Annotated in this window: 1 protein-coding gene; it reads left to right on the top strand. The window is 48.9% G+C overall.

The window, feature by feature from the left end; all coding sequences use genetic code 11:
• Positions 1 to 423 (top strand): hypothetical protein (locus tag EAH75_RS19545; protein ID WP_140806575.1); only part of this gene is annotated, 423 nt, incomplete at its 5' end.
• Positions 424 to 617: the final 194 nt, after the last annotated feature.

Genomic DNA, 617 nt, shown 5'->3' with positions numbered 1-617 from the left:
GAGCTGTTCAACAGACTGGGCGATCACATGAGCCAGGCCAGGGAGCAAATGGAGAAGTACGCCCAGGAGCTGCAGACCACGATGGAGAAGAACGCCGACGACGTCAGCGTCAGGATGTCCGCCTACACCCGCAAGCTGAAGAAACGCCTCAACAAGGACACGCAGGACATCAAGAGAGTTGTTACTGACTTCTTTGAGGAGCTTCAAACCCGCACCTCAAACAACATGGACGACATGAAGACACGTTTAGACCCCTATTTTGCTCACGTGCGTGACAACGCCCAGGCCAAGATCACCACCCTGAATGATCTGCTGAAGTCGCAGGCGGAGAACATGATGGACAAGATTCGGATCAAAGCTGAAGACCTGCGATCCACCCTGGAGGAGAAGTGGAAGGAGCTGAAGAACTGGTTTAATCTGTAGGCTAGTCTCCATGTTTAGTGATAACATGTAAGCCCTGYTGTAATCAAACAGTCCTGGACCGTCTGCTTATCCATCACTTTCTGTATCAAAACCACCTCCGGAAACTGTTTTTAAAATAAAGATAATCCTTGTTTCATCACAAATGTCCACCACAGTCTGAATGTCTCACTGAAGGTCCTTCAATAAAAAACAGC

It is taken from the genome of Rhodanobacter glycinis (genome assembly GCF_006438785.1).
In the GTDB taxonomy this organism is placed as follows: Bacteria; Pseudomonadota; Gammaproteobacteria; order Xanthomonadales; family Rhodanobacteraceae; genus Rhodanobacter; species Rhodanobacter glycinis_A.
The sequence above is the reverse complement of the archived record's forward strand: the minus strand, read 5'-3'. Positions and strand labels throughout refer to the sequence as shown.